This window comes from Fodinibacter luteus (assembly GCF_039541575.1).
Lineage (GTDB): Bacteria > Actinomycetota > Actinomycetes > Actinomycetales > Dermatophilaceae > Fodinibacter > Fodinibacter luteus.
Window position 1 is genome coordinate 88,072 of record NZ_BAABGM010000016.1, and the last position, 25,523, is coordinate 113,594.

Below are 25,523 nucleotides of genomic sequence, written 5' to 3' on the forward strand. Positions count from 1 at the left end.
AAGGACCTGCGGATGAGCCCCACGACCACCTCGACCCCCCTGCGCGACCGCATCGCCGGCGCCCCCATCTCCTGGGGAGTGTGCGAGGTCCCGGGCTGGGGCCACCAGCTCCCCCCGGAGCGGGTCCTCGGCGACATGCGCGCCGTCGGCCTTTCGGCGACGGAGTTCGGCCCCGACGGCTTCCTCCCCGACGCGCCCGACGCGAAGGCCCGCACCCTGGCGGATGCCGGGCTGCGCGCCGTCGGCCAGTTCGTCCCCGTCGTGCTCCACGGCGCCGACACCGACCCCCTGCCGACCGTCGAGGACGCGATGGACGGCCTCGTCGCCGCAGGGGCATCGACCGTGGTCATCGCTGCGGCCACCGGGGCGGAGGGCTACGACGAGCGACCCGCCCTCGACGACGACCAGTGGCGCACCCTGCTGCACACCCTCAACCGCGTCAGCGACGCCGCCGCAGCACGCGGCCTGCTGGCCACGCTGCACCCGCATGTGGGGACGATGGTCGAGACGGGCGACGAGACCGACCGGGTGCTCGCGGGCAGCCACGTCTCCCTCTGCCTCGACACCGGGCACCTGCTCATCGGTGGGGGCGACCCGGTGCGGGTCGCCGTCGAGCACCCCGACCGCATCGGGCACGTCCACCTCAAGGACGTGCGGCTCGACCTCGCCGAACGGGTCCGCGCCGGGGAGCTGTCCTACACCGAGGGTGTCGCCCGGGGGATGTACGTGCCGCTCGGCGCGGGCGACGTCGACATCGCGGCCATCGTCCGCGCGCTCGAGGGGGCCGGCTACGCCGGGTGGTACGTCCTCGAGCAGGACACCATCCTGACGGGGGCGCCGGCCGACACCGGGGTGGACCCCGTCACCGACGTGCGGGCCTGCGTCGCCCACATCCTCGCCGTGGCCGACGACCTGGCGGTGACACCATGAGCACGATGGCCGGGCACGCGCCGGAGGTCGTCGCGATGGGACGCACCGGCGTCGACATCTACCCCCTCCAGCACGGCGTGGGCCTGGAGGAGGTGAGCACCTTCCAGAAGTTCCTCGGGGGCAGCGCGACGAACGTGGCCGTGGCCGCGGCCCGCCACGGCCACTCCGTGCGCCTCGTGACGAAGGTCGGCGACGACGCCTTCGGCCGCTACGTGCGACTCGAGGCCGAGCGCCTGGGCGTCGACCCGGCATCCATCGCGGTGCACCACGCGGCGGGTCCGCCCACCCCGGTCACCTTCTGCGAGGTGTTCCCCCCAGACGACTTCCCCCTGTGGTTCTACCGCTGGCCCACGGCACCCGACCTCCTCCTCGAGGCGGGCGACCTCCCTCTCGAGGCGATTCGTGACGCACGGGTGTTCTGGGCGACCGTCACCGGCCTGTCCCAGGAGCCGTCACGCTCGAGCCACCATGTGGCGTGGGCCGCCCGTGGCCGACAGCGCCACACCGTGCTGGACCTCGACTACCGCCCGATGTTCTGGGCCGACCCGGTGCTGGCCTGCGCCGAGGTGGGCCGCGCGCTGGAGCACGTGACCGTGGCCGTCGGCAACCGCGAGGAGTGCGAGGTGGCCGTCGGCGAGACGGACCCGCACCGCGCCGCCGACGCCCTGCTCGACCGGGGCCTCGAGCTGGCCGTCGTGAAGCAGGGCCCGAGGGGGGTGCTCGCCGCCACCCGCGACGAGCGGGTCGAGGTCGAGGCGTTCCCCGTCGAGGTGGTCAACGGCCTCGGCGCCGGGGACTCCTTCGGTGGCGCACTCGTCCACGGGCTGCTCTCGGGGTGGGACCTGGAACGCACGATCCGCTTCGCCAACGTCGCCGGGGCCCTCGTCGCCGGCCGACTCGAGTGCTCGACCGCGATGCCCACGACCGCCGAGGTCGAGGCCGCCCTCGCGGGCGCAGGAAGGTGACCGCCGTGACCGGGAGCGCCGTCGACACCGCTGCCCTCACCGAGATCCGGGCCCGCGAGCCCGGGCGGATCGCCGCGGCCTGGGACGAGCGCACCCTGCGCCCGTTGCTGCCGGCCGACGGGCGACTGCTCCTCGTCGCGGCCGACCACCCCGCGCGCGCCGCCCTCGGCGTCGGCGCGGACCCGATGGCCATGGCGAGCCGCACCGACCTGCTGGCCCGGCTGACCACCGCCCTGGAGCGACCGGGTGTCGACGGCGTGCTGGGGACACCCGACGTGCTCGACGACCTCCTCCTCCTCGGCGCCCTCGAGGGCAGGGTCGTCATCGGGTCGATGAACCGTGGCGGGCTCCAGGGCTCCGCGTGGGAGCTCGACGACCGGTTCACCGGCTACACCGCCCGCGAGATCCGGGACCGGGGTCTCGACGGGGGCAAGATGCTCACCCGCATCGCGCTGGAGGACGTCGGCACCGTGGCCACCCTCGAGGCCTGCGCGCGCGCCGTGGGCGAGCTCGCGTCGCACGGACGGATGGCGATGGTCGAGCCGTTCTGGTCGCTCGTCGAGGCGGGCCGGGTGCGCAACCTCCTCGACGCCGACTCGGTGATCCGGGCGGTCCAGGTCGCGTCCGGCCTGGGTCCCTCGAGCGCGCACACCTGGCTCAAGCTGCCCGTCGTCGACGACCTCGCCCGGGTCATGGACGCGACGACGCTCCCCACGCTCCTCCTCGGTGGCGACCCGCACGAGGCTCCGGGACAGGCGCAGGCGACCTGGGCCGGTGCGCTCGAGCTGCCCGGCGTGCGTGGCCTCGTCCTGGGCCGGGCGCTGCTCTACCCACCCGACGGAGACGTCGCCGCCGCCGTGGACGCCGCGGCCGAGCTCGTGCACGGTGGTGCCGCATGAGTGTCGGCGCCGACAACGCGGCCTACGTGCGCCCGCTGGGCTCCTCCTCCGACGGCGCCTTCGAGGTCGCGGTGACCCCGACGGCGACGAACCCCGTCCAGCACTGGGAGCACACCCGGCTGCGGGTGGCGACGACCCCACCGGGCGGGTCCCTCGAGCACGACGGCGGCGACGAGGAGACGCTCGTCGTGCCCCTCGTCGGCTCCTTCCGGGTCGAGGTGACCGAGGCCGACGGGTCGACGCACACGGCCGCGCTCCACGGGCGCGCCTCGGTGTTCGACGGGCCGACCGACGTCTTCTACGCGGGGAAGGGCTCCCGACTGCGGGTCACGAGCACGAGCCCGGATGCCGGGCGCGTCGCCCTCTGCGGGGCACCGGCGACCAGGGCCGACACCCCGAAGCCCTGCCGGCACGTCACGGCATCCGAGGTGCCCGTCGAGCTGCGGGGAGCGGGCCCGGCGAGCCGTGAGGTGCGCAACATGGGCCTGCCCGACACCCTCGACGCCGACTCCCTCCTCGTCTGCGAGGTCGTCACCCCCGCCGGCAACTGGAGCTCGTGGCCCCCGCACAAGCACGACGAGGAGCGCCCCGGCGAGGAGACCGCGCTCGAGGAGATCTACTACGTGGAGACGCGCTCGACCGACCCGCGCGGCACCGACCCGGTCGGCTACCTGCGGGTCTACGGTGCGGGGGACCGCCCCATCGACGTGCTCACGGAGGTCCGCACGGGTGACGTCGTGCTCGTCCCGCACGGGTGGCACGGCCCGGCGGTCGCGGCGCCCGACGCCGACCTGTACTACCTCAACGTCATGGCCGGCCCCGGCCCGGAGCGGGCCTGGCGGATCTGCGACGACCCGGCCCATGCGTGGGTCCGCGACACCTGGGCCGACGACGACCTCGACCCCCGACTGCCCGTGGGAGGCACCCGATGACCGACACCGTCCGGCTCACCGTCGCCCAGGCGGTCGTGCGCTTCCTCGCCCACCAGTGGAGCGAGCGCGACGGCGAGCGCCAGCGCCTCGTCGTGGGCTGCCTCGGCATCTTCGGCCACGGCAACGTCGCCGGGATCGGCCAGGCGCTCCTCGAGGAGGAGCTGCGGGCCACGGATGCCGGTGAGCGCCCGGGCCTGCCCTACGTCCTCGGTCGCAACGAGCAGGCCATGGTGCACACCGCGGTCGGCTTCGCCAAGCACCGCGACCGGCTCTCGACGTGGGCGGTCACGGCATCCGTCGGGCCCGGCTCGACGAACATGCTCACCGGCGCAGCGCTCGCGACGATCAACCGCATCCCGGTGCTCCTGCTGCCGTCGGGCACCTTCGCGACCCGGGTCAGCGCCCCGGTGCTCCAGGAGCTCGAGCTGCCGCACGCCGCCGACGTGTCGGTCAACGACGCCTTCCGCCCGCTCTCGCGCTTCTACGACCAGGTCGACCGTCCCGAGCAGCTGCCGTCGGCCCTGCTCGGCGCGATGCGGGTGCTCGCCGACCCCGTCGAGACCGGAGCCGTGACGATCTCCCTCCCCCAGGACGTGCAGGCCGAGGCGTTCGACTGGCCCGTCGAGCTGTTCGCCGACCGCGTGTGGCACGTCGCCCGCCCGCCGGCCGAGGCGGCGCGGGTCCTCGCGGTGGCCGATGCCGTGCGCTCCTCCCGCCGCCCGCTCGTCGTCGCCGGTGGCGGCGTGCGCTACTCCGGGGCGCACGACGCGCTCGCGGAGCTCGCGGAGGCCACCGGCATCCCCGTCGCCGAGACCCAGGCCGGGAAGGGCTCGCTCGTGCACGGCCACCCGCAGCTCGTCGGTGCCATCGGGTCCACCGGCACGACGGCCGCGAACGTGCTCGCCCACGAGGCGGACCTCGTCATCGGCGTCGGTACCCGGTGGTCCGACTTCACGACGGCCTCGCGTACGGCCTTCCGGGATGCCGGGGTGTGCTTCGTCAGCCTCAACGTCGCCGGCTTCGACGCGGGCAAGCACAGCGGGCTGTCCCTCGTCGCGGACGCCCGCGAGGGGCTCACCGCCCTCACGGCAGCGGTCCGGGGGCACACCGTCGAGCCGGGCTACGCCGACCGGGTCGCGAGCCTGCGGCGCGAGTGGGACGAGCAGGTGGATGCCGCGTACGACCCACCTGCGACCGTCACCGACCGGCTCGCCGCCGGGCTGCTGACCCAGGCCGCCGTCATCGGGGTGGTCAACGAGCTCAGCGACCCCCACGACGTCGTCGTGTGCGCGGCAGGGTCGATGCCCGGGGACCTGCACAAGCTGTGGCGGGTGCGTGACCACCGGGGCTACCACGTCGAGTACGGCTACTCCTGCATGGGGTACGAGATCCCCGGCGCGCTCGGGGTCGCCCTCGCCGACGGCGGCCGGGACGTCTTCGCGATGGTCGGTGACGGCGGCTACCTCATGATGCCGACCGAGCTCGTCGTCGCCGTGCAGGAGCGGGTCAAGATCATCGTCGTCCTCGTGCAGAACCACGGCTTCCACTCGATCGGCTCGTTGTCGGAGGGGCTGGGCTCCCAGCGCTTCGGGACGAGCTACGAGTTCCGCGGGCCCGACGGCCGCCTCGACGGCGGCCACCTGCCGGTCGACCTCGCCGCCAACGCCCGCAGCCTGGGCGCCCACGTCATCGAGGTGCACGACCGGGCCGGGCTCGAGGCGGCGCTCGCCCAGGCGAAGGCGGCTCCCCGGGACACGGGACCGGTCGTCATCCACGTCGAGACCGACCCGCGGGTCCACTCCCCGGGCAGCGGGTCGTGGTGGGACGTGCCGGTGGCGCAGGTGTCGGGGCTCGACAGCACGCAGGCGGCGGCGGCGGCCTACCGCGACGCCAAGAAGCACCAGCGGCCCTACCTGGCGCCGGCCGCGCCGCAGGACCGGTGACCGTGTCCTCCACCCCTCTTCGGGTCGGTGTCGTCGGCGTCGGGCCCATGGGCTCCGACCATGCGCAGCGCCTCGCGACCCGCACGGCAGGCGTCCGGCTCGTCGCGGTCGCCGACCCCGACGTCCCGCGGGCCGAGGCGCTCGCCGAACGCCTGGACGAGCACCCGGCCGGGCGCTCGGCCGGGCGCTCGGCCCGGCGCTCGACCGAGCGCCCGACCGTGCGCGTGGTGGCCGACGCCCTCGAGCTCGTCGCGTCCCCGGACGTCGACGCCGTCGTCCTCGCCTCGCCCGGGGTCGTCCACGAGGAGCAGGTCCTCGCGTGCCTCGAGCACGGCAAGCCGGTCCTGTGCGAGAAGCCGCTGACGATGGACGAGGCATCCTCGCTGCGCATCGTCGAGGCGGAGGCCGCGCTCGGCCGCCGGCTCGTCACGGTCGGCTTCATGCGCCGCTTCGACCCCGAGTACGCGCAGGTCGAGGCCGCTCTCCGGTCGGGAGCGCACGGGCGGCTGCTGCTCCTGCACAACACCCACCGCAACCGCTCCGTGCCGAACGCCGACTTCCGCTCCGAGATGATCGTGCGCGACAGCCTCGTCCACGAGGTCGACGCCTCCCGGTTCCTCTTCGGCGAGGAGATCACCGAGGTCACCGTGCTCTCGCCGACCCCCACCTCGCACGCCGGGCTGGGCGTCGTCGACCCCCAGGTCGCGATCTTCCGGATGTCGGGCGGCGGGCTGGTCACGAACGAGGTCTTCGTCAACAGCCAGGTGGGCTACGAGGTGCGTTTCGAGGCCGTCACCGAACGTGGCTCACTCACGGCGGGACTCGTGGCGACCGGCGTGCTCACCACGCACGCCACGGGCGGCGGCGGGACGTGGGGTGGCGTCGTGCCCGACGACTACCGCACCCGGTTCGCCCGGGCCTACGACGTCGAGGTGCAGGCCTGGGCGGATGCCGTGCGTGCCGGCCGGCCCATCGGGCCGTCCGGCTGGGACGGGTACGCCGCGACGGCCGTGAGCACCGCCGGGATGGCCTCGCTGGCCACCGGCCGCCCCGTGCCGGTCGTCCTCGCCGAACGACCGGCCCTCCATGGCGCGGGCAACTGATCGGACGGTGCGACCCGGCATCCGGCCGCGCATTCCACAACCAGTACGCGCTCTGACACACTGATTCCACCTCATCGCACGACAAGGACCGATAACCGTGAGCACGACCCCCACCCGCATCACCCACCTCGTCGGCGGCGCCCCGTGGCAGGGCCGCTCCGAGCGCACCAGCCCTGTGTTCGACCCCGCCACGGGCGAACGGACGGGCGAGCTCGACCTCGCGTCGGCCGCCCTCGTCGACGAGGTCGTCACCTCCGCGAGGAGCGCGTGGGAGTCGTCCTGGCAGCGGGCCTCGCTGACCCAACGCACCCAGGTGCTCTTCCGCTTCCGAGAGCTGCTCAACGAGCGCAAGGAGGACATCGCCGCGCTCATCACGGCCGAGCACGGCAAGGTGCTCTCCGACGCGCTCGGCGAGGTCACCCGCGGCCTCGAGGTCGCGGAGTTCGCGTGCGGCATCCCGCACCTGCTCAAGGGCGGCTTCTCCGAGAACGTCTCCACCAAGGTCGACGTCTACTCGATCCGTCAGAGCCTGGGCGTGGTCGCGGTCATCAGCCCGTTCAACTTCCCGGCGATGGTGCCGCTGTGGTTCGTGCCCATCGCGATCGCGTGCGGCAACGCCGTCGTCATCAAGCCCAGCGAGAAGGACCCGTCGGCCGTCAACGCCGTCGCCGCCCTGTGGAAGGAGGCCGGGCTTCCCGACGGCGTGCTCAACGTCGTCCACGGCGACAAGGAGGCCGTCGACGCGCTGCTGACCCACCCCGACGTCAAGGCCGTCTCGTTCGTGGGCTCGACGCCGATCGCAAGGTACGTCTACGAGACCGGGACCGCCCACGGCAAGCGCGTCCAGGCCCTGGGCGGGGCGAAGAACCACATGCTCGTCCTGCCCGACGCCGACCTCGACCTCGCCGCCGACGCCGCCATCAACGCCGGCTTCGGCTCGGCGGGCGAGCGCTGCATGGCCATCTCCGCGCTCCTCGCCGTCGAGCCGGTCGCCGACGAGCTCGTCAGCAAGATCACCGACCGCATGGGCAAGCTCGTCACCGGTGACGGCCGGCGGGGCTGCGACATGGGGCCACTCGTCACGGCGCAGCACCGCGACAAGGTGGCGTCGTACCTCGACGCCGGCGTCGAGGCGGGGGCCACCCTCGTCGTCGACGGGCGCGAGGGCGACGTCGACGCCGACGGTGAGGGCTACTTCCTCCGGCCGACCCTGTTCGACCACGTCTCGAGGGACATGTCCATCTACCAGGACGAGATCTTCGGTCCGGTGCTCTCGGTGGTCCGCGTGCAGTCCTACGACGAGGGGCTGGAGCTCATCAACGACAACCCCTACGGCAACGGCACGGCGATCTTCACCAACGACGGCGGCGCTGCCCGGCGCTTCCAGAACGAGGTCGAGGTCGGCATGGTGGGCATCAACGTGCCGATCCCCGTGCCGATGGCGTACTACTCCTTCGGTGGCTGGAAGAACTCGCTCTTCGGTGACAGCCACGCGCACGGCATGGAGGGAGTCAACTTCTTCACCCGTGGCAAGGTCGTCACGTCACGGTGGCTCGACCCGAGCCACGGCGGCATCGAGCTGGGCTTCCCCCGGAACACCTGACCCGCCCGAGGCCCGCGCCGCCGAGCGCAGCACCGACGCCAGGGCCGCGAGGTCGTGGCCGGCGGCTCGGAGGGCGGCGACGTCGACGGTCGCGCCGGCGGCGATGACCGGCCCCGCGGCACGCACCGGCCGGGCGATGGCCGGGCCGGAGGTCGCGCCGCACGCCGCCACGAGCCGGTCGTCCACGAAGGACAGGACGAGCAGGCCGTCCGGCACCTCGACGACCTCCTCGCGGACCCTCTCGCGGGCCCGCACGGGCGGGACCCCGATGGCCTGCAGGGTCGCGTCGTACTGGTCGGACCACCACCACGGCACGTCGGTGAAGGCGTCGTCGCCGCCGAGCATCGCGTGTGCGGCCACCTCACCCTGCCGCCCCGCGGCCGTGAACGACTCGAGCCGGATGCCGGGCAGCTCGCCGGGCCGTCGCGTCCGGACGGCGTCGCCCGCCGCGAAGACGGCCGGGTGCGAGGTGCGCCCGGAGGGGTCGACGAGGATGCCGTCGTCGCAGGTGAGCCCCGCGGCGACGGCGAGCTCCTCCCGCGGGCGCACCCCGATCCCGGCGACGACGAGGTCGGCGGGCAGCACGACACCGTCGGCGAGCAGCACCCCGGTGAGGGCACCCGAGGCATCGCGCTGCACGGCATCCGGCGACGTCGACGTTCGCACGCTCACACCGTGCCGCGCGTGGAGCGCGAGGAGCCGGTCCGCGACGGCTGCCGGCACGCCGCGGCCCAGGACGCGGCGGGTCGCCTCGACGACCTCGACGTCCAGGCCGCGCATGGCTGCCGCGGCAGCGACCTCGAGCCCGATGACGCCGCCACCCACGACGACGAGCCGTCGGGCCGCGTCCATGGCCTCGGACAGGCGGGCGGCATCGGCGACGTCGCGCAGGTGGTGCACACCCGGCCCGTCCGCACCGGGGACGCCGAGCCGCCGCGGCTCGGCCCCGGGGGCGAGGAGCACCGCCTCGAACACGACCCGCTCACCGGATGCCGTCGTCAGCTCGCGCGCATCGGGGTCGAGCGCGACGACGGTCGCCCCGGTGCGGACGTCGATGTGCTGCCGCCAGCCGGCATCCGGGGGCCACACCGGTGGGACGACCGAGCCGGGGGTGAGCAGGAAGTCCTTGGACAGCACGGTCCGGTCGTAGGGCGGGCGGTCCTCCGCGGTGAGCAGGACGACGTCCGCACCGGCCGCAGCGAGGGCGCGTGCCCCGGCGCCGGCCGCGGGACCGCCGCCGACGACGGCGTAGGGCGGGGTCGGGGGCGGGGTCATGGCGCCGGCGCAGCGGGCAGGCGGGGCGGCGCAGCAGGTGGGCGGGGCGGCGCAGCGGGCGGGCGGGGCGGTCCAGCGGCCGGGCGGGGCGGCGCGGCAGGCGGGCGGGGCGGTCGACCGGTCGGCTGCACCTCGCCCACGCTAGCCGCGTGCCGGACGTCGTTGCCACCGCGGTGCCCTGTGGGTCCGGCCGGAAATGCTTTCAGGGTGAAAGGACTTCCGCTCGCCCGGTACTTGTCCGTCGACGGTCACACCCCCGCGGTGCCCCGCGGGGTCCATGCGTGGAGGTCCTTTCAGGGCGAAAGGACTTCCTTCCGCCCTGCACGCACCTCGCCCACCATGGATGCCGGGCCCTCGCCTCCGCCCGGATCGGCCGGGCCCGACCCACGACCCGGGGTCAGCCGACGAGCAGCGCTCCCGCCGCGAAGGCCGAGGCGAGCAGCACCGCCACGTCGAAGGTCCGCTGGCTGATGAGCCGCACGGTCGCGTAGCCGAGCAGCCCTCCGACCAGGACGGCCGGCGAGAGCACGAGCGCGCGGACGACGTCGTCGGCGTGGAGCAGCCCGAGCCCGACCGAGAACGGCACCTTGGCGAGGTTGACGATGAGGAAGAACCACGCGCTCGTGCCGACGAAGCGGCGCTTGTCGATCCCTGCGGCGGACAGGTAGAGCGTCATGACGGCGCCGGCGGCGTTGGCCGTCATCGTCGTGAACCCCATCCCCGACCCGGCCGCCCACGCCGCGGCGGGGTGGCGGTGCACTGTCGAGGGGGCGTCGCCCGACCGCCACCTGACGCCCAGCTGGAGCAGGAGCAGCACGAGGAGCACCGCCCCGATCGACCGGCGCAGCGCCTCGTCGTCGATGGCCCCCAGGAAGAGCGTGCCGAGGAGCAGCCCCGGCACGACGGCGGGCAGGAGGCGACGGATCAGCGACCAGTCGGGGTCCCGGCGGTAGTGCCAGCACGCGATGACGTCGCCGACGATGAGGATGGTGAGGATCGCCGCCGTGGACTCCTTGGCCGGCATGACGGTGGCGAAGATGGCCACGGCCACCACCGCCAGTCCGCCGAGTGCGGTCTTGGAGTAGCCGATGACGAGGGCGCCGAGCGCCATCAGGGCCAGGGCGGCCGGACCGGAGGCGAGCTCCACGCGGGTGCCTCCTCGCGCCGGACCGCATTTTGTCAGGACGATTGCGAACCATGATGCCGCATGGCGGCCGCCGGGCGAGATGCCGTCCGCGAGGTGTTGCGCGGCGGGGGATGCCGCGTTCATCGGTCCTCGCCGACCCGCCTTCTGGGAGGCTGGAGCACCCCGTTGCGTCCGGCATATTGGGCCAGGGGGCCCCGACATGCCGGACGCAAGCACCCCCCGGCCGGCGCACCGTCGCAGGCCACCACCACCCAGGAGGGCGTCATGGCACCCGAGTCGCCGGCACCGGCCCTCGACCCGTTGGCGGAGCCCGTCGACAGGGTCGGACGGGGCTTCATCGCCGTCCTCGCGCTGACCAACCTCGGGATCTGGACCGCGTTCTTCACCCCGATCCAGTTCCTCCTCCCGCTCCAGGTGGAGGCGATCGCCCCGGCATCCAAGGAGTCCAGCCTCGGGGTGGTCGTGGCGGTCGGCGCGTTCGTGTCGCTCGTCGCGAGCCCGCTGGCCGGCGCCTTCTCGGACCGCACGTCCGCCCGGCTCGGGCGGCGCCGCACCTGGGTGCTGTGGCCGACCCTGGCGGCGGTCGCGGTCCTGGCCCTCATGGGTGGGCTCACGACGATCGGCGGGCTGGTGCTCGGGTGGGCCCTCGGACAGCTCACCCTCAACGCGTCCTACGCCGCGGTGACCGCGATGCTGCCGGACCAGGCGCCCGTCGCCCAACGGGGCACGGTCGGTGCCGTCGTCGGGGCCGCGCAGCCACTCGGCGTGATCGTCGGCTCCCTCATCGCGACCCTCGTGCCCGGGGACAACACCGCAGCGGACGGCCAGCGGGCCCGCTACCTCGTGGTGGCCGTCGTCGTGCTCATGACGGCGGTGCTCTTCGTGGCCAGGATGAGGGACCCACGGCTGGAGCGCGACCGCATCCCAGCCTTCCACCTGGGGACCTTCAGCCGCGCCTTCTGGGTCAGCCCCCGGGCGCACCCGGACTTCGCGTGGGTCTTCCTCACCCGCTTCCTCGTGATCCTCGGGACCGCCTTCGTCACGAGCTACCTCCTCTACTTCACCCGTGACGTGCTGGGGAGGTCCCCCGACGAGGCCGGGGACACGGTGGCGGCCATCCTGCAGTTCTACATCGTCGCCCTCCTCGTGTCCGCGCTCGTCGCAGGGCCGGTGTCCGACCGGGTGGGCCGGGTCAAGCCGTTCGTCATCGGCGCCTCGCTCGTGTGCGCCGGGGCGATCCTCGTACTCTCCTTCGCCCGCACCCAGGAGGCCGCCACCGTCGCCGCGGTCATCATGGGAGCCGGCTTCGGCGCGTACACCGCGGTCGACCTCGCGCTCATCTCGCGAGTGCTGCCCAGTGCCGGGGACCGGGCCCGCGACCTCGGCATCATCAACATCGCGAACGCGCTGCCCCAGGTGCTGGCGCCGCTCGTCGCGAGTGTCTGGATCACCGCGCTGCGGCCCAGCGGCTATGACGTCGCCTACCAGAGTCTCTACGTCGCCGCCGCGGTCGTCACCGTGCTCGGGGCGGTGCTCGTCGTCAAGGTCAGGGGGGTGCCGTGAACCCGGGCGAGCTGGCTGACCTCGCCGCCCTCGGGCCCGACTTCACCTGGGGCGTCGCCACGGCCGCCTTCCAGATCGAGGGCTCGCCCACCGCCGACGGCAAGGGCCCGTCCATCTGGGACACCTTCACCCATCAGCGCGACCGCCACGGCCGGACCCCGGTCAAGGACGGCAGCACCGCCGACGTCGCCACCGACTCCTACCGGCGCTACGCCGAGGACATCGCCCTCGTCAAGGCCCTCGGGTTCGGTGCCTACCGCTTCTCCCTGTCCTGGCCCCGGATCATGCCGGCCGGCATCCGCCCGGTGAACCGGCGAGGGCTCGACCACTACGCCCGCGTCGTCGACGCCTGCCTCGAGGCGGGGGTGGAGCCGTGGGTGACGCTGTTCCACTGGGACCTGCCGCAGGCCCTGGAGGACCGAGGGGGCTGGACGGCCCGCGACACGGTGCACCGCTACTGCGACTACGTCACCGTCGTGGCGGAGGCGCTGGGCGACCGCGTCGACCACTGGATGCTCTTCAACGAGCCGCTCAACATCGTCATCTCGGGTCACGTCACCGGGGCGATGGCCCCGGGACGGCGATCCCTGCCCGCGTACTTCGCTGCGCTGCACCACGTCAACCTCGCCACCGGACTCGGCTCCCGCGCGCTGCGCGCCGCCGACCCGGATGCCACCGTCGGCACCACGCACTACCTCAGCCCCCCGATCGGGAGCGGCCCGGGACCGCTCGCCCGCGTGGCCGAGCGGGCTGCGGACGCCGTGCTCAACCGGGCCTTCCTCGAGCCGCTGCTCGGCCTGGGCTACCCGTGGCGCGAGTCGCCCCTGCTGCTCGGGGTGCGCCCGTTCATCCGGGACGGCGACACCACGGATGCCGTCGCCGACCTCGACTTCCTCGGCGTCCAGTACTACACGCGGCTGCGGGCCCCGTTCCTGCCGATCCCCGGGTTGTGGACCGTCCCTCGGTTCGGTGGCGCGGAGCACGGGCACGAGCTCACCTCCCTGGGCTGGGAGATCATTCCCGAAGGGCTCGGCCTGGCACTGGACGCGGTGCACGCCTACGGCGCCTTTCGCAGGATCGTCGTCACCGAGGGCGGCGCCTCGTTCCCCGAGCAGCTCGTCAGCGGCCGCGTCCACGACCACCGTCGCATCGACTACTACGCGCGCCACCTCGCGCAGGTCGCCGCGGCCCGGGCCCGGGGCGTCCCCGTGGACGGCTACTTCGCGTGGTCGCTCCTCGACAACTTCGAGTGGGCGGAGGGACTCACCCCGCGGTTCGGCCTCGTGCACGTCGACTTCGAGACGCAGGCGCGCACCATCAAGGACTCCGGCTACTGGTTCGCCGAGCAGCTCGGTGGCTCGGCCCACCCCTGACCCCGTAGCGTCCGGCACCTTGGGGGTTGCAGGGCCCAACCTGCCGGACGCAAGCGGTCAGAACCGGCCGAGGGACTTCTTCTTCCACGCCTTCTTCAGCGACAGGCGCACGATGTCGCGGCGGCGGCGGCCCTCGACCTGGTTCGGGAGCGAGAGCTGCACGACCTTCCAGTACACCGAGGCCGCCTGCTTGGCGAGGTTGCCCTCGACGTACGGCAGGTCGTGGCGCTCCATGAGGTCCTTGACCCGGGGGGCGATCTCGGCGTAGCGGTTGCTCGGCATGTCCGGGTAGAGGTGGTGCTCGATCTGGTGGCTGAGGTTGCCGGTCATGACGTGCATCGCCGGCGAACCGCTGATGTTGCCCGAGCCGAGCATCTGGCGCAGGTACCACTCGCCGCGGGTCTCACCGTCGATCGACGTCTTCTCGAAGGTCGCGATGCCGGGTGGGAAGTGGCCGCAGATGATGACGGTGTTCGTCCACACGTTGCGCACGAGGTTGGCGACGACGTTCGCGGTGAGCGTCGTGCGCGCCGACCCGGTGAAGGTGGCCGCGGACAGGGCCGGGTGGACGACGTAGTCCTTCGTCGCCTGGCGCTTGATCTTGTCGACGACCTCGCGCGCGTCGCGCCGGAACTTCGCCTTCTCCTCCTCGCTCATCCGCTTGCGCTTGGCGAGGTAGCCGCCCAGCTCGAGGTCGTACGCCGCGATCGAGTACTCGAAGAGGAGCGCGTTCCCGACGTGCCAGATGGGCTGGAAGAGGAAGAACGGGCTCCACCGCTGGTCCTCGTCGACACGCAGGATGCCGTAGCCGAGGTCGTTGTCGCGGCCCAGCACGTTGGTGAAGGTGTGGTGGATCTCGTTGTGGCTGTGCTTCCACTGGCTCGACGGCGAGGCGTTGTCCCACTCCCACGCGGTCGAGTGGATCTTCGGGTCACGCATCCAGTCCCACTGGCCGTGCATGATGTTGTGGCCGATCTCCATGTTCTCGAGGATCTTGGCCACGGACAGGCCGGCGGTGCCGATCCACCACGCCGGGCGCACACCCTTGACCTTGACGCCCGAGAACAGCAGCACGGCGCGGCTGCCCATCTCGAGGTAGCGCTGGACGCGGATGACCTTGCGGATGTAGGCCGCGTCACGAGCGCCGCGGCTGTCCATGACCTCCTTGCGCAGGGCGTCGAGCTCGACGCCGATGCCCTCGATCTGCTCGGGGGTCAGGTGCGCGGCCGGGTTGGGGCGGCCCGACTTCTTCAAGGCCGGGCGCTGCGGGCGCGGGGTCGCGCTCGTCACCGACAGGCGCGGGTTGATGCCGTGCGGCTTGGTCGACGCGTGGGTGGCGGCGACGTGGTGCGGCGCGGTGGGGGAGACGGTGTGGCGCTCGGGTGCGAGGGTCATGGGGGTGTCCTTCCGGGTCTCGCGGGCGGGCGGTCAGGTGGTCCGGGTCTGTCGGTCGTGCAGTGCGCCGTAGCGACATCGCCCAATGGGTCGATCTCGGTACGGCAGGTGGGCTACAGCTCGAGGTCGCAGGACCCGGCGACGGCGTTGACGCAGGTCTGCACGGGCAGCTCGTCGCCGGGCTCGACGACGGTGACCTCTCCGGTGCGCAGGTCGCGGATCGCACCCTGGCGCATCGTGACGACGCAGCCGAAGCAGATGCCCATCCGGCATCCGCTCGGCATGAGGACGCCGGCGTCCTCGCCGGCGTCGAGGATCGGGGTGCCGCCGTCGGCGTCGACGGTGACGTCACTGGCGAGGAAGGTGATCTCCCCGCCCTCGCCGGGTTCGACGAGGGTCGGACGGAAGCGCTCGGTGTGCAGCCGGTCGGCGATGCCGGCGCTCGCCCAGTGGGCCTCGGCGGCGTCGAGGAGGCCGGTGGGCCCGCACGTCCACGTCTCGCGCTCGCGCCAGTCGGGCACGAGGGTGTCGAGCCGCTGCAGGTCGAGCACGCCGTGCTCGTCGTCGAGGTTGAGGGCGAGCGCGAGGCGACCGCTCGCGGCATACGACTGCAGCTCGCTCGCGAAGATGACGTCGGACGCCGTCGGCGCGCAGTGCACCTGGGCGACGTCGCAGAGCTCGTCGAGGTGGTTGCGCAGCATGCCCATGACGGGGGTGATGCCACTGCCCGCGGTGAGGAAGAGGACCTTGGCCGGGGCGGGGCTCGGCAGGGTGAAGTCGCCGGTCGCCTGGTCGAGCATGACGAGCGTGCCGGGCCGGGCCCGGGTGACGAGGTGGTTCGAGACCCGGCCGTCGGGGATGGCCTTGGTCGTGATCGCGATGCACCCGGCCGGGATGCCGGCCGCGGGCGATCCGTCGGCGCGGTGGGTCAGGCTGTAGGCGCGCCAGTGACGCACGCCGTCGATGTCGATGCCGATGCGGATGTACTGCCCGGGCACGTGGCCGAGCCAGCCGCGCCCGGGACGGATGACGAGGGTGACGGCATCCGCGGTCTCCGGGCGGACGTCGACGATGCGGCCGCGCAGCTCGGCGCCCGAGCGCAGCGGGTCGATGAGGTCGAGGTAGTCGGCCGGCACGAGCGGGGTGGCGAGCGCCTCGGCGACGCGGCGGGCGCCACGCACGACGCCCCCGAGGGGGCCGGGGGCGTGGGCGCCGAGGCGGGCACGCGGCATCCCTGCGGCCGGGGTCGGTCGGTCGACGGTGGGTGCACTCACATACGCGAGCGTAACCTACGGCAACGTAACCTACGAAAACGTAACCAACGATCTTCCCGCGGAGTCAGGAGCACTCCGCCCGGTCAGGGGCGTACCCGGCCCTGAGCCGGCGAGAACCTCCTGAGCCGGCGAAAACATCCGGAGCCGCGAGGTGCTGCTGACTCCGCGGGAGGCCGCGCACGGCATCCGGCTCAGTGGTCCCCGGCCATGAGGCGCCCGATCTCGGTGCGGTCGGCGCCGCGACCGGGCATCTCCGCGACGACCTTGCCGCCGTGGACGACGGCGATCCGGTCCGACAGCGACAGGATCTCGTCGAGCTCGGCCGAGACGAGGAGCACGGCGGCCCCGGCGTCGCGCGCGTCGACGATCCGCCGGTGGATGAACTCGATCGACCCGACGTCGACGCCGCGGGTCGGCTGGGCGGCCATGAGCAGCCTGGGCTTGAAGGACATCTCCCGCGCGACGACGACCTTCTGCTTGTTCCCGCCGGACAGCGAGCCCGAGGTCTGGTGCACGCTCGAGGAGCGGATGTCGAACTCGGTGCGCACCGCCTCGGCGTGCTCCTTGACCTGGTCGAACTGGCGCACCCCGCTCTTGGCGTAGGGCGCCTGGTCGAACTCGTTGAGCACGAGGTTGTCGGCGATGGAGTACGAGGCGACGAGCCCGTGCTTCTCGCGGTCCTCGGGGATGTGCCCGACCCCTGCGTGGTGGGTCTGGTACGGGTTGGCCTTCGTGAGGTCGAGGTCACCGAGGGTCATCGTGCCGGAGACGACCTTGCGCATCCCCGCGAGCGCCTCGACGAGCTCGCGCTGGCCGTTGCCCTCGACGCCCGCGACCCCGACGATCTCACCGGCGCGCACGTCGAGGGTGAAGCCGTTGACCGCACCGAGGTCGCGGTCGTCCTTGACGTGGAGGTCGTGGATGCTGAGCACCGTCTCGGCCGGCGTCGCGTCGGCCTTGTCGATCGACAGGACGACCTCGCGGCCGACCATCATCGTCGCGAGCCCGCGGGCGTCGGTCTCCTTGGTGTTGACCTCGCCGACGACCGCGCCCTGGCGCAGGACGTAGACCCGGTCGGACACGGCGAGCACCTCGCGCAGCTTGTGCGTGATGAACACGATCGACGTGCCCGACGCCGCGAGCTCCTTCATGACGCCGAGCAGCTCGTCGGTCTCCTGTGGGGTGAGCACCGCGGTCGGCTCGTCGAGGATGAGCAGGTCGACCTTGCGCGAGAGCGCCTTGAGGATCTCGACCCGCTGCTGGGTGCCGACCGGGAGGTCCTCGACCTCGGTGTCGGGGTCGACGGGCAGGCCGTGCTTGGCGGACAGGGTGCGCACCATCTCGCGGGCGCTCTCGAGGTCGAGCATCGTCCCGAGGCGGGTCGGCTCGTGCCCGAGCATCATGTTCTCGGCGACGGTCATGACCGGCACGAGCTGGAAGTGCTGGTGCACCATGCCGATGCCGCGCAGGATCGCGTCGCGTGGGTCCTTGATCGGGGTCGTGTCGCCCTTGACGCTCACCGTGCCGGTGTCGGGGGTGATGAGGCCGAAGATCTGGTTGACGAGGGTCGACTTGCCCGCACCGTTCTCGCCGAGCAGCGCGACGATCTCGCCACGGCGCACGTGCATCGTGATGTCGCGGTTGGCCTTGACCGTCCCGAAGCTCTTCGACAGCCCGGTGATGTCGAGGAGCACCTCGCCGACGTTGCCCTCGCCGAAGCCGGACTTCTCCGGGGGCAGCTCGAGCAACGCCTCGTTCGTCACGATGGCCTTGAGGTGATCCGGGTTGGTGTCCGGCGCCGGGCTGGGGTCGTACTCGGGTACTTCGGGCATCACTGGTCTCCCTTGACGTACGGCTGTCCGACGGCCCCCGGTGCCCTCACCCTGCCGGCGGCGATCGCGAGCACGATGATCGTGACGACGAAGGGGAGCGTGCCCGTGAGCTGCGGCGGGACGTCGATGTTGCCGCTCTGCTGCAGCTGCGAGGCGACGGCGTTGATGAAGCCGAAGAAGATGGCCATGACGAAGGCCCGCAGCGGCCGCCAGGCACCCATGATCATGATCGCGAGGGCGAGGAAGCCTCGGCCGGCGACCATGTTGCGCTCGAACGACGACGACGCGTCCATCGACAGGTAGACCCCCGCACAGCCGGCGAGCGAGCCGGCGAGCGTGACGTTGATGAGGCGCAGGCGCTCGACGTTGATGCCGGCGGTGTCGGCGGCCGACGGGTACTCGCCGACCGAGCGGGTCCGCAGGCCCCACCGGGTGTGGAACAGCCCGAAGTGCACGGCGAGCGCCGCGACGATCGCGAGCGTCGCGAAGATGCTCGTGCCCGAGAAGAACACGTCGCCGATGAGCGGGATCATCGACAGCAGCGGCACGTCGAAGCTCGGCATGAGCCCCGGCAGCAGCTTTCCGGGCTGGTAGTAGAACGACGTGATGCCGGTGGCGATGATGTTGAGCACCACGCCGGCGATGATCTGGTCCATCCGCCACTTCACGGTCGTCCAGGCGAGGAAGCCGCCGAGGATGAGCCCGCTGCCGATGCCGGACAGGACGCCGACGATGAGCGACCCGCTGTAGGCCGCCGCGAAGAAGCCGGCGAAGGCCGCCACGAGCATCTGTCCCTCGATGCCGATGTTCACCACGCCCGAGCGCTCGCCGATGACGCCGACGAGGGCGGCGAGGACGAGCGGGATGGCGTAGCCCCACGCCGAGGTGTACATGCTCGGGGCGATGTCGTTGGCGGCGTAGTAGAAGACGTAGGCCGCGACGAGCACGACCACCGTGACGATGAGCGTCGTGCGGTTCTTGGCGATCCACTCGGTCGTCATGTCAGTTCCCCCAGCTCGTCGACGCGGCGGTGACCTTGTCGGCCCGGCTGCGGAAGATCCACTTGCCGAGGACCGGGATCGAGACCATGAGCAGGATGATCGCGAGGAGCAGGTCGACGATCTCCGGCGCGATGCCGGTCGCGAACTGCAGCCCGGGGGCGCCGGTGCGCAGCACGCCGACGAGGAACGCCGCGGGCAGGGTCGCGAGCGGGTTGGCCCGCGCGAGCAGGGCGATGGTGATGCCGTCGAAGCCGAGGGTGCCGCCGATGGCCGGCTCGAACCGGTGGAGCGTGCCCCCGGCCTCGAGCGCGCCCGCGAGGCCGGCCAGCCCACCGCCGAGCACCATCGACAGGGCGATGATCCGCTTGATCGAGATGCCGGCGTAGCCGGCGGCGTGCTTGTTGGCACCCACGGTGTTCAGCCGGAAGCCCAGGGTGGTCTTGGAGAGCATCCACCAGCAGGCGATGGCCAGGGCGACCGCGATGACGAAGCCGATCGGGATGCCGGCGACGGCGCCGACGCGCGCCTCCTCGGCGATGAGCTCGGTCTGCGGGATGCCGCTCGTCTTCGACGACTCGGCCTGGAGCGGCCCGGTGACGAGCCACCACGTGACGCCGGCGGCGATGTAGTTGAGCATGATCGTCGTGATGACCTCGTGGACCCCGCGGGTGGCCTTGAGCACGCCCGCGATCCATCCGATGAACGCCCCGGCAGCGATGCCCGCGACCATGCCGGCGAGGGCGCCGACGAAACCGAGGCCACCGAGGGCGTACGCGGCCCACGCGCCGAACATGGCGCCGAAGATGAGCTGGCCCTGACCACCGATGTTGAACAGGCCGACGCGCAGCGGGATGACGACCGCGAGGCCGGTGAGCACGAGCGGTGCGGTCTTCTGCAGGGTGCGGGTCAGCCCGCCCTCGACGAGGATGGCCTCACGGATGAGCGTCTCGTAGGCGTACCACGGGTTGACCCCCTGGTAGCGGATGAGCACCGCCCCGACGAGCAGCGCGATGACGAGGGCCACGACGATGACGACGCCGCTCTGGTGGGTGAGCAGGTACGCCAGCGGCTGCCGGGGCGGGCGCTGGTCGCCCGACGACGATCCCTCGGGGGGCGGTGGGGCGGCGGCCTGCTCGGCCACCGTGGGTGTCTCGGACATGTGACTCCAATGTCGGTGGGTGCCCCACAGTGTGGCGTGTCGCGGCCCGGGGGAAAAGGCGCCGCGTCGAGGACGGGGACGGGGACTCGTCGAGGTGGTGGTGACGCGCCGGGGGCGGGCACCCGTTCGGATGCCCGCCCCCGGTGTCGCGGTGGCTCGGGTCAGGCTCGCGCGCGACCCGCAGTCACTGGTGTCAGAGCGTCACGCCGGTCTGCAGCGTTCCGGCCTCCATCTGCTTGACGACCTCGTCGACCTTGGCCTTGACGTCGGCCGGGACGACGTCCTCGAAGTCGTGGTACGGCGCGAGGCCGGCCTTGCCGAGCGTCTGCAGCTCGGTGAAGTCGCCGTCCTTGGCCTTGACGCCGATGACGGTCACGCCCTCGGTGATGAGCTTCATCGCGGAGGTGATGAGGCAGGGCTGCGCGGCCGGGACGGTGTCCCACTGGTCGGTGTCGACGCCGATGCAGAACTTGTCGGTGCCCGCACCGGAGGCCTTGGCGACCTCCTGCAGCGCGCCGTTGCCCGTCTGGCCACCGGCGCCGAAGATGATGTCCGCGCCCTGGGCGAGCTGCTTCTTGGCCTCGCCGGCACCCCACACCGGGTCGGTGAACGCGTTGTCGGCGGCGGGGTGGTAGACGGTGGAGACGGTGACGGCCGGGTTGGCGGCCTTGGCGCCCGCCTCGAAGCCCTTCGCGAACTTCTGCACCGGCGGGATCTCCAGACCGAGCACCTGGCCGAGCTTGTTCGTCTTGGTCATCAGGCCCGCGAGGTAGCCGGCGCCGTAGCCCGCCTGGTCCTCGGGGAAGATCAGCCCGGTGAGGTTCTTCACGGTGACCGTCTTGGCGTCGTAGGCCTGGTCGACGCCGATGAAACGGGTCTCGGGGCTCGCGGTCGCCGCGGCGACGGTCGCGTCGGTCATGAGGAAGCCGACGGTGACGACCGCGTCGTACTTCTTGTTGGTGAACTGAGCCATGTTCGCCGCGTAGTCCTTGGCGTCCTGGGTCTCGACGTACTTGTAGAAGCCGTTGGCCTCCTTGGCCGCGGCCATGGCGCCCTCGTGGGCGGACTGGTTGAACGACTTGTCGTCGACCTTGCCGGTGTCGGTGACGAGGCCGATGCAGAAGACCTCTGCGTCAGCGCAGTTGCTGTCGTCGGTGGGCGCACCTGCAGCAGCGGAGCCGGTGGCGTCGGGGGTGTCGGTGTTGCCGGTGCTGCCGCCACAGCCGGCCAGGGCCAGGGCGAGCGCCGCGGGCGCTGCGACGAGGTAACGCGTGGACTTCATGGAGGTTCTCCTCGGAGATGGGTTCAGACGTGCAGATGCTACGTCGTGGGCCGTGTCCCACGGGCAGACCCCCGAGTGTCGTTGCCCTGTTGTTACCTCGCCAGAGGGGGGTGGTGACGAGATACACACGCCGGTACTGGCGAGAAGTCACCATGCGGGGGAGGCGGACCATCCGGCGTCGACGCTGACCGTGGTGCCCGTGATGCCGGATGCTGCCCCTGAGGCGAGGAACGCCACCGTGGCGGCGACCTCCCCGGCGGTCACCGGGCGCCCGAGCGCGCTGGCCCGGCGCCACCGCTCGACGCCGTCCGGCCAGGCCTGCTCCAGGCCCTCGCGCGCGACGAGCCCGGGTGCCACCGCCACCACCCGGATGCCGCGGCGACCCAGCGCGGATGCCGCGGCGGCGGCGAGGTGGTGCAGCGCCGCCTTCGCGACGGCATACGGGGTGTGCCCGTGGGCCGGCCGGAAGCCCTCGACGGAGCCGATGACGACGACGACCCCCCCGGGGCCGAGGCGCGCCGCGGCCCGGTGCAGCAGGGCGGTCGTCGGGCGCAGTCCGGCCCGGTGGTAGGCGTCCCACGCGGCGGTGTCGAGGTCGTCCCACGCGACGACCTGCTGGGGGAAGGCGTTGAGCACGACGACGTCGGGCACGCCGACCCCGGCGGCGCACGCGTCGAGGAGCGCGTCGCAGGCGGCGTCGAGCGCCTCGGCGCGCACGACGTCGAGGTCCGCGTGCAGCGAGACGGCGAGCTGCCCGGCATCCTCGACGGCCGCGACGGTGGCTGCCGCCCCCTCGACGTCGCCGCGGTAGTGGACGCCGACGTCGTGGCCGGCGTCGGCGAGCGCGACGGCGACGGCCCGGCCGAGGCCACCGCTCGCGCCCGTGACGAGCGCCGTCACCGCATCCGCCCGACCGGCTCGTCGCGGGTCAGCGCGGTGATCTCCGTGGCGTACGACGGGTAGCGCTCGACGAGCTCGGCCCGGTCGCCGAGCTCGAAGTGCTCGGGGCGGAAGGCGGGGGCGCACCAGCAGGACAGGAGGGTCCACTCGCCGAGCGTCGACGCGCCCATCCACGTGCCGTGGCGCACGAGGAACTGGCTCGACTGCGGGCCGACGTAGTTGAGCACGCCGGTTCCGCCACGGCGCAGGCGCAGCAGCGCCGCCGGGGCGCCCGCCAGCCACTGCCAGCCCTCGTCGACGGCGAGCCGGTGCATCGCCGAGAAGCCGTCGGGGCGGTCGGTGAGCAGCACCGTGATCGCGTTGAGGCCCTGGGTGCGCGGGCCCGCGACGAACCACGCACCCTCCTCCGGGATCGGAGTCATCGCGAGCCGCTCGATGACCTGCTCCGCGCTCTCCGCCGTCATGCACCCTCCACGGCGGCGAGCGCGACGTCGCCCCGGGCCCGCGCCCGGGCAAGGAGGTCGGCCGTGTCGACCCGCGTGCTCCGGCGGTCGCGGACGACCGGCTCGCCGTCGACGAGGACGTCGGTGACGTCCCCCCGGCCGGCGGCGAAGACGAGGAGCGCGGCCACGTCGTGCACGGGGGTCAGGTGGGGCGCGGCGAGGTCGAGCAGCACGAGGTCGGCCCGCTTGCCCACCTCGACCGACCCGAGCTCGTCGCCGAGCCCGAGCGCGCGGGCCCCCTCGATCGTCGCGGCCCGCAGCACGTCGTGCGCGCTCGCGACGTCCGGGCGCCCGCTCGTGAGCCGGGCCAGGAGTGCCGCCTGGCGCATCGCCCGCCACATGTCGAGGTCGTTCGAGCTCGAGCAGCCGTCGGTGCCGAGGCCGAGGCGAACTCCGCTGGCCCGCACCGTCTCCCACGCCAGGGCTCCGCTCGCGAGCTTGAGGTTCGAGCCCGGGCAGTGCCCGACCGCCGCCCCGGACGCGGCGAGCACGTCGCGGTCGCCGGCGGTCAGGTGGACACCGTGGCCCACGACGAGCGGCAGGTCGGGCTCGACCCACCCCGAGCGCGCGAGCAGCTCGGTCGGGGTGGCGTCGTAGCGCTCGCGGATGCCGGCGTTCTCGGCCTCGTTCTCCGACACGTGCGTCGTGAGGATGCCGGGTCGGTCGCCCTCGGCGAGCAGCTCGCGCAGCGTGCCCACCACGTCGGCGAACCCCTCGGGGCGGCACGTGTACGTCGCGTGCGGCATCGCGGCGACCGGCACCGCGGGGCCGCCGATCTCGTCGAGCAGCCCGGGCCAAGCGCGCATCGCGGCGAGGCGCTCGGCCCACGCGAGGCCGTCCGGGCCGGGGCCGTCGAAGAAGACCGGGCCGATGACGTGCCGGCTGCCGGCTGCGACGGCGCCCCGGTGGGCGGCCTCGTGGTGGAAGTACATGTCGAGCTGGGTCGTGCACCCGCCGAGGAGGGACTCGAGGGCGCCGAGGGTGGCGCCGAGCTCGACGGTCTCCGGGTCCATGACCGCACCCTCGGCCGCCCACACGCGGGTCAGGAAGCCCTGGAGATCGACGTCCTCGGCCAGGCCGCGCAGGAGGGTCATGGGGAGGTGGGTGTGCAGGTTGACCAGCCCCGGCATCACCAGCTTGCCTCGGGCGTCGATGACGACCACGTCCGCGGGGGCGCCCTCGACGTCGCCTCCGGCTGCGCCGGGTTCGGGGGGCGGCCGCAGCCCATCCGCACGCTCGCCCGCTGTGCGGACTCCCGTGCTCCCGCCAGACCCAGCCGGCGGCCGCCCCGCCGAACCCGGCTCCGCCTCCGGCTCGGGTCCGCGGCCACCCGCCGGCGTCGCGACCGCCTCCGGCACTGGTGGCCCGGCCAGCGGGCGCCCCGCCCCCGGCTGTCCTGCTTCGCGCGTCGTGATGGCGGTGATGCGGCCGTCGTCGATGGTGATGGTCGCGTCGGTGAGGACGCGGTCGTGCTCGTCGACGGTGACGAGGTAGGTGGCGTTGGTGATGACGACGCGGGTCATGCGAAGGGCTCGGTGGGGTCGGGGTCGGTGGGGTCGGGGAAGGTCGCGCGGGTGTGGACGAGCTCGTCGAGGATCTCGAGGACGGCGGCGGAGGAGGTGCGCAGGACGGCGTTGATCTCGTCCATCGTGATGGGCTCGTCGGAGTCGCCGACCCCGGACGCGGGGTTGACGACGAGCGAGATCGCGGCGTAGCGCAGGCCCGCCTCGAGGGCGAGCGTCACCTCGGGGACACCGGTCATGCCCGCGACGTCGGCGCCCGCGAGGCGGGCGAGCCGGACCTCGGCGCGGGTCTCGAACCGGGGCCCCTCGAAGCACGCGTAGACCCCGCCGTCCCGCACCGGGCGGCCGGCGGTTGAGGCGGCATCCAGGATCTCGCGCCGGATCGCCGGGTGGTACGGCTCGACGACGTCGGTGTGCACGACCCCCTCGGGCCCGGAGCCGTCGAAGAAGGTGACCGGCCGCTGCCGCGTCAGGTCGAGGAAGTCGTCGAGGCAGAGCAGGTCGCCGGGGCGCAGGTCGGGGTCGATGGAGCCGGTGACGTTGACGGCGACGACGTCGCGGACCCCGAGGTCGGCGAGGGCGCGGATGTTGGCGCGGTAGTTGACGAGGTGCGGCGGGACCGAGTGCCCGGCACCGTGGCGGGTCAGGAAGACGACCGGGATGCCGTGCCACGTGCCCCGCACGACGCGGGCGTCGCCGAACGCGGTCGGCACCGTGTGCTCCGCCGGGTCCACGAGCGCCCCGAGGTCGTAGAAGCCGGTGCCGGCGATGAGGCCGAGGGGCGCGCGGGTCATGACCCGGCAGGCTACCGGGACGAGCGCCCCCGCGGAGTCAGGTGCACCCCGCCCACTCAGGGCCGTGCACGCCCCTGAGTGGGCGGGGTGCACCTGAGTCCGCGGGGGGTGGTGGGGTGCTCCTGAC

21 protein-coding genes are annotated in these 25,523 nt (G+C 72.9%); 9 read left to right on the plus strand and 12 right to left on the minus strand.

Going from position 1 to position 25,523, the window contains the following annotated elements:
- The first annotated feature begins 12 nt into the window (after positions 1-12).
- The 7 genes from ABD899_RS13800 to ABD899_RS13830 all read left to right on the plus strand — a co-directional run bounded on the left by ABD899_RS13800 (position 13) and on the right by ABD899_RS13830 (position 8,375).
- The gene (locus ABD899_RS13800; RefSeq protein WP_345206978.1) at positions 13-930 is read left to right on the plus strand and encodes a TIM barrel protein; all 918 of its coding nucleotides are present in this window, start codon (positions 13-15) and stop codon (positions 928-930) included.
- Positions 927-1,895, plus strand: coding sequence for a 5-dehydro-2-deoxygluconokinase (iolC, locus tag ABD899_RS13805; protein ID WP_345206980.1), 969 nt, complete (start codon positions 927-929; stop codon positions 1,893-1,895). Before ABD899_RS13800 ends, iolC begins: the two co-directional genes overlap by 4 nt.
- Entirely contained in the window at positions 1,892-2,794 is a 903-nt protein-coding gene (locus ABD899_RS13810; protein ID WP_425474973.1) for a Cgl0159 family (beta/alpha)8-fold protein, read from the plus strand. Before iolC ends, ABD899_RS13810 begins: the two co-directional genes overlap by 4 nt.
- The gene (gene iolB / locus ABD899_RS13815) at positions 2,791-3,726 is read left to right on the plus strand and encodes a 5-deoxy-glucuronate isomerase (protein ID WP_345206984.1); all 936 of its coding nucleotides are present in this window, start codon (positions 2,791-2,793) and stop codon (positions 3,724-3,726) included. The genes ABD899_RS13810 and iolB overlap by 4 nt, the downstream gene beginning before the upstream one ends.
- A complete protein-coding gene (gene iolD, locus ABD899_RS13820) occupies positions 3,723-5,669 on the plus strand; it encodes a 3D-(3,5/4)-trihydroxycyclohexane-1,2-dione acylhydrolase (decyclizing) (RefSeq protein WP_345206985.1) in 1,947 nt (648 codons plus the stop codon). Before iolB ends, iolD begins: the two co-directional genes overlap by 4 nt.
- Before the next feature lie 2 nt (positions 5,670-5,671).
- Positions 5,672-6,772 (plus strand): Gfo/Idh/MocA family protein, encoded by a 1,101-nt coding sequence (locus ABD899_RS13825; protein WP_345206987.1) that lies wholly within the window; start codon positions 5,672-5,674, stop codon positions 6,770-6,772.
- Positions 6,773-6,869: 97 nt separating this feature from the next.
- Positions 6,870-8,375, plus strand: coding sequence for a CoA-acylating methylmalonate-semialdehyde dehydrogenase (locus ABD899_RS13830; RefSeq protein WP_425474974.1), 1,506 nt, complete (start codon positions 6,870-6,872; stop codon positions 8,373-8,375).
- Here ABD899_RS13830 and ABD899_RS13835 read toward each other — a convergent pair.
- Together ABD899_RS13835 and ABD899_RS13840 are read right to left on the minus strand one after the other, a co-directional pair.
- Complete coding sequence (locus tag ABD899_RS13835) at positions 8,316-9,650, minus strand: NAD(P)/FAD-dependent oxidoreductase (RefSeq protein ID WP_345206989.1); 1,335 nt, start codon at positions 9,648-9,650, stop codon at positions 8,316-8,318. The two genes, ABD899_RS13830 and ABD899_RS13835, sit on opposite strands and share 60 nt — an antisense overlap.
- Positions 9,651-10,047: 397 nt before the next feature.
- Positions 10,048-10,797 (minus strand): sulfite exporter TauE/SafE family protein, encoded by a 750-nt coding sequence (locus ABD899_RS13840; protein ID WP_345206991.1) that lies wholly within the window; start codon positions 10,795-10,797, stop codon positions 10,048-10,050.
- 264 nt (positions 10,798-11,061) lie between these two features.
- Between ABD899_RS13840 and ABD899_RS13845 the strand changes: the two genes are divergently transcribed.
- Positions 11,062-12,360 (plus strand): MFS transporter, encoded by a 1,299-nt coding sequence (locus ABD899_RS13845; protein WP_345206993.1) that lies wholly within the window; start codon positions 11,062-11,064, stop codon positions 12,358-12,360.
- Positions 12,357-13,733, plus strand: coding sequence for a GH1 family beta-glucosidase (locus tag ABD899_RS13850; protein WP_345206995.1), 1,377 nt, complete (start codon positions 12,357-12,359; stop codon positions 13,731-13,733). The genes ABD899_RS13845 and ABD899_RS13850 overlap by 4 nt, the downstream gene beginning before the upstream one ends.
- Before the next feature lie 57 nt (positions 13,734-13,790).
- Here ABD899_RS13850 and ABD899_RS13855 read toward each other — a convergent pair whose 3' ends face one another.
- The 10 genes from ABD899_RS13855 to ABD899_RS13900 form a co-directional block, all read right to left on the minus strand.
- On the minus strand, positions 13,791-15,128 hold the full coding sequence (locus tag ABD899_RS13855) for a fatty acid desaturase family protein (protein WP_345206997.1): 1,338 nt from the start codon (positions 15,126-15,128) through the stop codon (positions 13,791-13,793).
- Positions 15,129-15,241: 113 nt separating this feature from the next.
- The gene (locus ABD899_RS13860) at positions 15,242-16,402 is read right to left on the minus strand and encodes a ferredoxin reductase (RefSeq protein WP_345206999.1); all 1,161 of its coding nucleotides are present in this window, start codon (positions 16,400-16,402) and stop codon (positions 15,242-15,244) included.
- A gap of 191 nt (positions 16,403-16,593) precedes the next feature.
- Positions 16,594-18,234 (minus strand): ABC transporter ATP-binding protein, encoded by a 1,641-nt coding sequence (locus ABD899_RS13865; RefSeq protein ID WP_345207001.1) that lies wholly within the window; start codon positions 18,232-18,234, stop codon positions 16,594-16,596.
- On the minus strand, positions 18,234-19,235 hold the full coding sequence (locus ABD899_RS13870; protein ID WP_345207003.1) for an ABC transporter permease: 1,002 nt from the start codon (positions 19,233-19,235) through the stop codon (positions 18,234-18,236). Before ABD899_RS13870 ends, ABD899_RS13865 begins: the two co-directional genes overlap by 1 nt.
- Before the next feature lies 1 nt (position 19,236).
- Positions 19,237-20,394 carry an ABC transporter permease gene (locus tag ABD899_RS13875; RefSeq protein WP_345207005.1) on the minus strand — a complete coding sequence of 386 codons (1,158 nt, stop codon included), beginning with the start codon at positions 20,392-20,394 and terminating at the stop codon, positions 19,237-19,239.
- A 193-nt stretch (positions 20,395-20,587) separates the two neighbouring features.
- Complete coding sequence (locus tag ABD899_RS13880) at positions 20,588-21,676, minus strand: BMP family ABC transporter substrate-binding protein (RefSeq protein ID WP_345207007.1); 1,089 nt, start codon at positions 21,674-21,676, stop codon at positions 20,588-20,590.
- A 147-nt stretch (positions 21,677-21,823) separates the two neighbouring features.
- Entirely contained in the window at positions 21,824-22,576 is a 753-nt protein-coding gene (locus ABD899_RS13885) for an SDR family NAD(P)-dependent oxidoreductase (protein ID WP_345207009.1), read from the minus strand.
- A complete protein-coding gene (locus ABD899_RS13890) occupies positions 22,573-23,040 on the minus strand; it encodes a cupin domain-containing protein (RefSeq protein ID WP_345207011.1) in 468 nt (155 codons plus the stop codon). The genes ABD899_RS13885 and ABD899_RS13890 overlap by 4 nt, the downstream gene beginning before the upstream one ends.
- The gene (locus ABD899_RS13895; RefSeq protein ID WP_345207013.1) at positions 23,037-24,602 is read right to left on the minus strand and encodes an amidohydrolase family protein; all 1,566 of its coding nucleotides are present in this window, start codon (positions 24,600-24,602) and stop codon (positions 23,037-23,039) included. Before ABD899_RS13895 ends, ABD899_RS13890 begins: the two co-directional genes overlap by 4 nt.
- Complete coding sequence (locus tag ABD899_RS13900; protein ID WP_345207015.1) at positions 24,599-25,396, minus strand: S-methyl-5'-thioinosine phosphorylase; 798 nt, start codon at positions 25,394-25,396, stop codon at positions 24,599-24,601. Before ABD899_RS13900 ends, ABD899_RS13895 begins: the two co-directional genes overlap by 4 nt.
- Positions 25,397-25,523 lie beyond the last annotated feature (127 nt).